This window comes from Allobosea sp. LC85 (genome assembly GCF_000735605.1).
In the GTDB taxonomy this organism is placed as follows: domain Bacteria; phylum Pseudomonadota; class Alphaproteobacteria; order Rhizobiales; family Beijerinckiaceae; genus Allobosea.
The window spans coordinates 25788-31936 of the sequence record NZ_JPKG01000065.1 but is presented as its reverse complement, the minus strand read 5'-3'; the positions used below and the strand labels follow the sequence as shown (position 1 = coordinate 31936).

Here is a 6149-nt window from a genome sequence, read left to right as displayed (position 1 = left end):
CTAACATGCTCATGAAGCGCAGTAGAGCGGCCCCGCCAGCGGCGGCGCCGTCTCGATGGCCGCGTTATAGGCCCCACCAACTCACCCTGTCAACGCCAAAACAAAACTTTTCCGACAGTTCAATGACTTTTCGCGTCGCCCTGCCCGCCCTGACTTTATCTAACGCGCGCGTACGAGCGCTGCCCGCGCGCTCCCGTGGGTGGCGCCCGTAAAGAGCCGTAATCGACAGCCAAAGGCTCGCAGCGCCCGCAGTGGCACGGTCGGCGGATTGATTCCGGGCTGCGACGCGGGCATGGTCGGTATCAGGCGCGTACGCGTGCAGCAGATGCGGCTTCTTCGGCATTCCAGCCCACCCGGGCACCGGACCAGGATCAGGATTCTCTGACGACCAGCGATGAACGCCCATCCCGAGCTCAGCACGCCAGCAGAACCGCTATCGCCGGAAGCCGCCGCGCTTCTGGTCGATCTCGGTATCGAGCCGCCGATCCGGCCCGACGGTGCTCCGCATCAGGCGCTGGACCGGCGTGGCGTCTCGTTGCGCTGGCTGGCCGCTTGCGCCCTGGTCGGCTCCTGCGGTGCGGCCCTGCTCGGTGGCGCGATCCTGGTCGCGACCCGTGGCGATACGAGTTTCCCCGAGCAGCCCGAAATGATGACGGCGCGTGGCCCTTCGGCTGCCGGCCTGGGCGGCGGGGCGCGCAAAGCCGACAAGCTGGTGTCCGACCAGCCCGTCATGGCAGCCCGACACAGCGCGCGCGCGCCCATGTCCCAGCGTGTCGGCGACCGCGAGGTCATCCGCGTACGCCCCTTCGTGCGGCTTGCCTCCAACCTGTCGCTGACCACCGGCGTCTATGCGACGAACATCCCGCCCTTCAATCCGCTGCGCCTGTTTGCGGAAGGTGGCCAGCCCGCCGAGCGCTATGCCGAACCGGCCGGCGACATGCCGGATGCCGACGTCACCATCGTCAAGCGCGACCTCACCACGATCGCGATTCCGCCCGGTCGGCCGCGCCTCGGCGACCCCGACGTGATCAAGCAGGTCGAGGAAGAGCGCGCCAACCAGGCCGTGGCAGGCCGGCAACGGCCCTTGCCGATTCCACCGCAATTGATGCTCAGCCGCACGCTGGGCGGCGGTGCCGCGGCCAGCGCCACGAATGACCTTCTCGCCTATTCTCCGGCCACGGATACGCGCTTCTCCGGCATCGAAGTGCGCGTCGTCCCGGAAAATGTCACCAATGCCCTGAAGACCCCCATCGCCGCATCGCGCGAGCCGCTTGTCGAGGACAAGCTGCTGATCACCCGACGCGGCGAGAATTTCGAACAGGTCATGCGCAATGCCGGCGCCCCGGCCGAACAGATCAGGGCGATGATCCAGGCCTTCAGCGGCAAGGTGCGCGTTGCGGCGCTGCCCGACGGCCAGGTCCTTCAGGCGCTGTTTGCACCCGGTCCCCGGCCAGGCGATCCGCGCCAGATCGTTCGCGTCTCGCTGCTCACCAACGGCCAGCCCGAAGCAACGATCGCAATCAACGACAACGGCGCCTTCGTTCCGGTCTCGCTGCCGAAGCAGGAGATCGTCGGCACGCCCCGCAAGGCCATTTCGGAAGACGAGGAGGACGAGGAGGATACGGGCGGCGCCCGGCTGTATGAGAGCCTCTACGAGACCGGATTGCGCCACGACCTGCCGCGCCCGATGATCGACGAGCTGGTGCGGATTTTCTCCTACGACCTGGATTTCCAGCAGCGCGTGCGGGGCGGCGACAATCTCGAGGTGATCTTCACCGAGGACGAGGAAGGCGAACGCGGCGAAATCCTGTCGGCAACGCTCACCATCAATGGCGATACCCGCCGGGTCTTTCGTTATCAGTCCCCGGAAGACGGCCTGATCGACTATTTTGACGAAGAAGGTCGCTCGCTGAAGAAGTTCCTGCTGCGCAAGCCGATCACCGATGCCGAGATGCGCTCCGGTTTCGGCATGCGCTACCACCCGGTCATGCGCTACTCGAAGATGCATACCGGCGTCGACTGGGCCAACCGCATCGGCACCCCGATCCTGGCCGCCGGCAACGGCACGGTGATCAAGGCCGAATGGGATTCCGGTTACGGCCGGCGGATCGAAATCCAGCACGCAAACGGCTATGTCACGACCTATTCACATCAGTCGGGCTTTGCCAAGGGCATCGCCGCCGGTGCGAAAGTACGCCAGGGCCAGGTTATCGGCTATATCGGCAATACCGGCCTCTCCACCGGACCGCATCTTCACTACGAGGTGCTGGTCAACGGCAACTTCGTGAATCCGATGAAGATCCGCGTTCCGCGAGGACGCGAGCTCGAAGGCAGGACGCTGGCCGAGTTCAAGCGGCAGCGTGACGAGGTCCAGGGATTGATCGTGCGCTCGGGCGGCGCGCTGGCCCAGGCACGCTAGCCTCATCGAGGCTGACCGAAAATGCGGCACGGCCATGCCGCAATTTGCGCGGTCGCTTCCTTGACTTTACCCGCTGCAAGACCGATCGCGAGGGGGCGCCTTCCCGATCCCGCTCATCGAACCTGTCGCGCCGATGCTCTCCTCCCTGCTTGTCGTCCTGCCCGTCTTCGGCCTGATCGGCCTCGGCTATGCCGCGCGCTGGACGAAGCTGGTCCGCGAAACGACCGGCGAAGGTCTTTCCGATTTCGTCTTCGTTCTGGCCGTGCCGTGCCTGCTGTTCCGGACGCTGGCCAAGGCCGACATCCCGGCGAGCCAGCCTTGGGGCTACTGGATCTCCTATTTCACCGGCCTCGCCATCGTCTGGGCCTTGGCGATGCTGATTGCCCATCGCGTTTTCAGCCGCAAGGGACCGGAGCTGGTGGTCTCTGGCTTCTCCGCCGCCCAGTCCAACACAGTCTTTGTCGGCGTGCCGATGATCCTCAAGGCCTATGGCGATGCCGGCGCGGTGCCGCTCGGCCTGCTGCTGGCGATCCATCTGCCCGTGACGATGACGGCAGCGACCCTGCTCGCCGAGGGTCGCTCGGCATCGCTGAAGGGGATGGCCCGCAGGCTCTTCACCCACCCCATCATCATCGGCATCCTGTTCGGATCGGCGGTGCGGCCGCTGATCGACTTCATTCCAGCCCCGCTCTGGACATTGGTCGATCTGCTCGCCGGTGCCGCGGTGCCTTGCGCATTGATCAGCCTCGGCATCGCCATGCGGCGCTATGGGCTGGAATCCGGTCTCGGTCTGCCGGCCGTGCTGAGCGCCCTCAAGCTCGGCCTTCACCCCCTGATCGTCTATTTGCTGGCAACCCGCGTCTTCGAGATGCCAGCGCACTGGTCAGGCGTCGCAGTGCTCTTCGCCGCCTGCCCCTGCGGGATCAACGCCTATCTGTTCGCTGAACGCTACCGGCAGGGAGTCGCCGATGCCTCGAGCGCGATCGCGCTCTCGACGATGCTCTCGCTCTTTACCACCGCGGCCTGGCTGACCTGGCTTGGTGTCGGCTGAACCGGCTGAAGTCGGCCCGAAAATTACGGATTTCGGGAAAACAGACGCAACCACAGGAGGTTAGATGATCGGGCCGGATACGGCATCCGGTCCGATGTTCTAGGCAAAGCCGAGCCGCGCCCTGATATCCGCGGCCGTAATACCGTGTGCCCTGAGCTCCGCGAGGCCTTCCGACATCCGGCTCTTGGCAAGCTTCTGGCCGGTCTCGTCCTGCAGCAGCCGATGGAAGTGATAACGCGGCGTCGGCAGATCGAGCAGATGTTGCAGCATGAGATGGATATCGGTCGCCGCCTCGAGATCCCGCCCGCGCACGACATGAGTGACGCCCTGAAGCGCATCATCAACGACCACGGCAAGGTGGTAGCTCGTCGGCACGTCCTTGCGTGCCAGCACCACGTCCCCCCAGAGCGCGGGAGCAGCCGCTACGCGCGTCACACGACCAGCCTCGTCGAAGAGCCGATACCTAACCTCACCGCCGTTCTCCGCCGCTGCCCGCCCCATCGCCAGCCGCAGCACATGAGCCTCGCCGCTGGCGACGCGCTTGCCTGCCTCATGGGGAGGCAAGCAACGGCAGGTCCCGGGATAAAGCGGCGCCCCATCGGGATCGCGCGGCCAGGGCTGGCCCGTCTCTGTTTCCTTGAGCTCCGCTGCACGCATGATCTGCCCGCGCGAGCAGAAGCAGGGATAGATCAGCGCCTTCGCCTGCAGCCGGTCGAGCGCGGCGCGATAATCGTCGAAATGTTCGGACTGCCGGCGGATCGCGGCATCGAAACGGATGCCGAGCCAGGCGAGATCCTCATGGATGCCTTGCTCGAATTCTGGCCGGCAGCGCGCGACGTCGATATCCTCGATGCGCAGCAACAGCCGGCCGCCAAATCGCTTGGCCAGGCGTTCGTTCATCAGTGCCGAGAAGGCGTGGCCGAGATGCAGCCGGCCGTTGGGGCTGGGCGCGAAACGAAACACCGGTCTGTCGCAATTGCGTGAGGACGTTGCCATGGACCCTCTCTATGGTCTGGCCATGACTGGGCCAAGACGTCTGGAATGACCAAGCCTTCTGGAAAGTCTCCCGACTCAGCTCAATCTCCTGACGCGAACTGCCACCATCCCGGTTCAAGAAGCGACGATGAACAGAATTACGTGCGACGCCGACCTCGAAGAAGGCATGGCCGCGCTCCGCCCGCTTCACCCGAGCTGGAGCGCCATCATCGACAGGACCGGTCTGCCGCCGCTGCGCCGCCGCGAGGGCGGCTTCAAGGGGCTGGCCTCGATCATCGTGGCGCAGCAGCTTTCGGTGGCGAGTGCGCGGGCCGTCTGGACGCGGGTCGAGTCGGCCCTGACGCCGCTCACGCCGGAACGCGTGCTCGCTGCAAGCGATGAGGATATGCGGCTTTCCGGCCTCTCGCGGCCGAAGCAGCGCACCTTGCGGGCGGTCGCCGCCGCGATCACCGAGGGAACGCTCGACCTGGGCTCCCTGGAGGGTGGCACGCCGGAATACATCCACCAGCACATGACCGCCGTCTCCGGCATCGGACCATGGACCGCGGATGTCTATCTGCTGTTCTGCCTCGGCCACCGCGACGGCTTTGCGGCCGGCGATCTCGCCATCCAGGAGGCCGCGCGCGTCGGTTTCCGCCTCGAGGCTCGCCCAAAGCCGGGCGAGTTGCAGGAGATGGCCGAGGCCTGGCGTCCCTGGCGCGGCGTCGCGGCCAGATTGCTCTGGGCCTACTACGCCGTGCTGAAAAGCCGCGAGGGGATCAACGCCTAAAACACAGGCCCGCAAAGTGGATTGCGGCTTCGGAAAAGCCGATGCAAGCACAGGAGATAAAATCATCGGATCGGTTACGATATCCAGATCCGATGATCCAGGAGCCGGACCTTAGCCGCGAACCACGTTGAGCGCGGCCTGCGCGGCCGTGCGCAGGAAGCCCGAATCGCTCATCACAGTGACCAGCCTCGCGCCCATCTCCACGCCCTCCTTCGCCCTCTCGGCGGTGGCGGCATAGAACGCGACCGGCTTGTTCACGGCGGAGGCACGGGCCACGATGTGACGCAGGGCCTCGTCGACCTCCTTCGCCGAGGCGTTGACCAACGCTCCGCCGGACAACGCGATCGAAAGATCGGAGGGGCCGACGAACAGCGCGTCGATGCCTTCAAGCGCCAGGATGTCGTCGAGAATCGCCATGGCCTCGCGCGTCTCGATCATCGCGAAGGTCATCGAGAAGCGATTGGCTGCCTTGAGATAGCTGTTGGCATCGAGCCCCGATGCGCCCAAGCCGCCATAGCTGCCCCAGCTGCGCTCTCCGAGCGGCGGATACTTGGCATAGGCCGCCAAACGGCGCGCATCGTCCATCGTGTTGATCATCGGCGCGATCACGCCCGAGACGCCGGCGTCGAACAGCTTCGACACGTTCTGGAATTCGCCGACTGCGATCCGCGCCAGAGCAGGCTTTCCGGCCGCATTGATCAGCGGGATCGCCCGGATGACCTCGCCAAGCGTGATCGGCCCGTGCTGCATGTCGAGCGTGACGGCGTCAAAACCTTCCTGCGCAAGCACCCCCGCAATGCTCGGATCGGGCAGCCCACACCAGGCAGACAGGAGCGTATCGCCCTTGGCGAGACGATCGGCGAGCGAGGACAGGACGGTTGGCTTGACGGAGGACATCGGCGGTTTCATCCGGT

General features: G+C 65.5%; 5 protein-coding genes. 3 read left to right on the top strand and 2 right to left on the bottom strand.

What is annotated here, in order from left to right; translation table 11 throughout:
* Nucleotides 1-394: 394 nt before the first annotated feature.
* Both FG93_RS29930 and FG93_RS29925 read left to right on the top strand, forming a co-directional pair.
* Nucleotides 395-2419, top strand: a complete 2025-nt coding sequence (locus FG93_RS29930) for a M23 family metallopeptidase (protein WP_043242364.1) — start codon at nucleotides 395-397, stop codon at nucleotides 2417-2419.
* A gap of 133 nt (nucleotides 2420-2552) precedes the next feature.
* Entirely contained in the window at nucleotides 2553-3470 is a 918-nt protein-coding gene (locus FG93_RS29925) for an AEC family transporter (protein WP_043242361.1), read from the top strand.
* A 99-nt stretch (nucleotides 3471-3569) separates the two neighbouring features.
* Here the strand turns inward: FG93_RS29925 and gluQRS are convergent, their stop codons facing one another.
* Entirely contained in the window at nucleotides 3570-4466 is an 897-nt protein-coding gene (gene gluQRS, locus FG93_RS29920) for a tRNA glutamyl-Q(34) synthetase GluQRS (protein ID WP_043242358.1), read from the bottom strand.
* 127 nt (nucleotides 4467-4593) lie between these two features.
* On the opposite strand from gluQRS, the gene FG93_RS29915 reads away from it, so the two are divergent.
* Entirely contained in the window at nucleotides 4594-5235 is a 642-nt protein-coding gene (locus FG93_RS29915) for a DNA-3-methyladenine glycosylase (RefSeq protein WP_043242357.1), read from the top strand.
* 111 nt (nucleotides 5236-5346) lie between these two features.
* Here FG93_RS29915 and FG93_RS29910 read toward each other — a convergent pair whose 3' ends face one another.
* Entirely contained in the window at nucleotides 5347-6132 is a 786-nt protein-coding gene (locus tag FG93_RS29910; protein ID WP_043242378.1) for an HpcH/HpaI aldolase/citrate lyase family protein, read from the bottom strand.
* Between the last annotated feature and the right edge of the window lie 17 nt (nucleotides 6133-6149).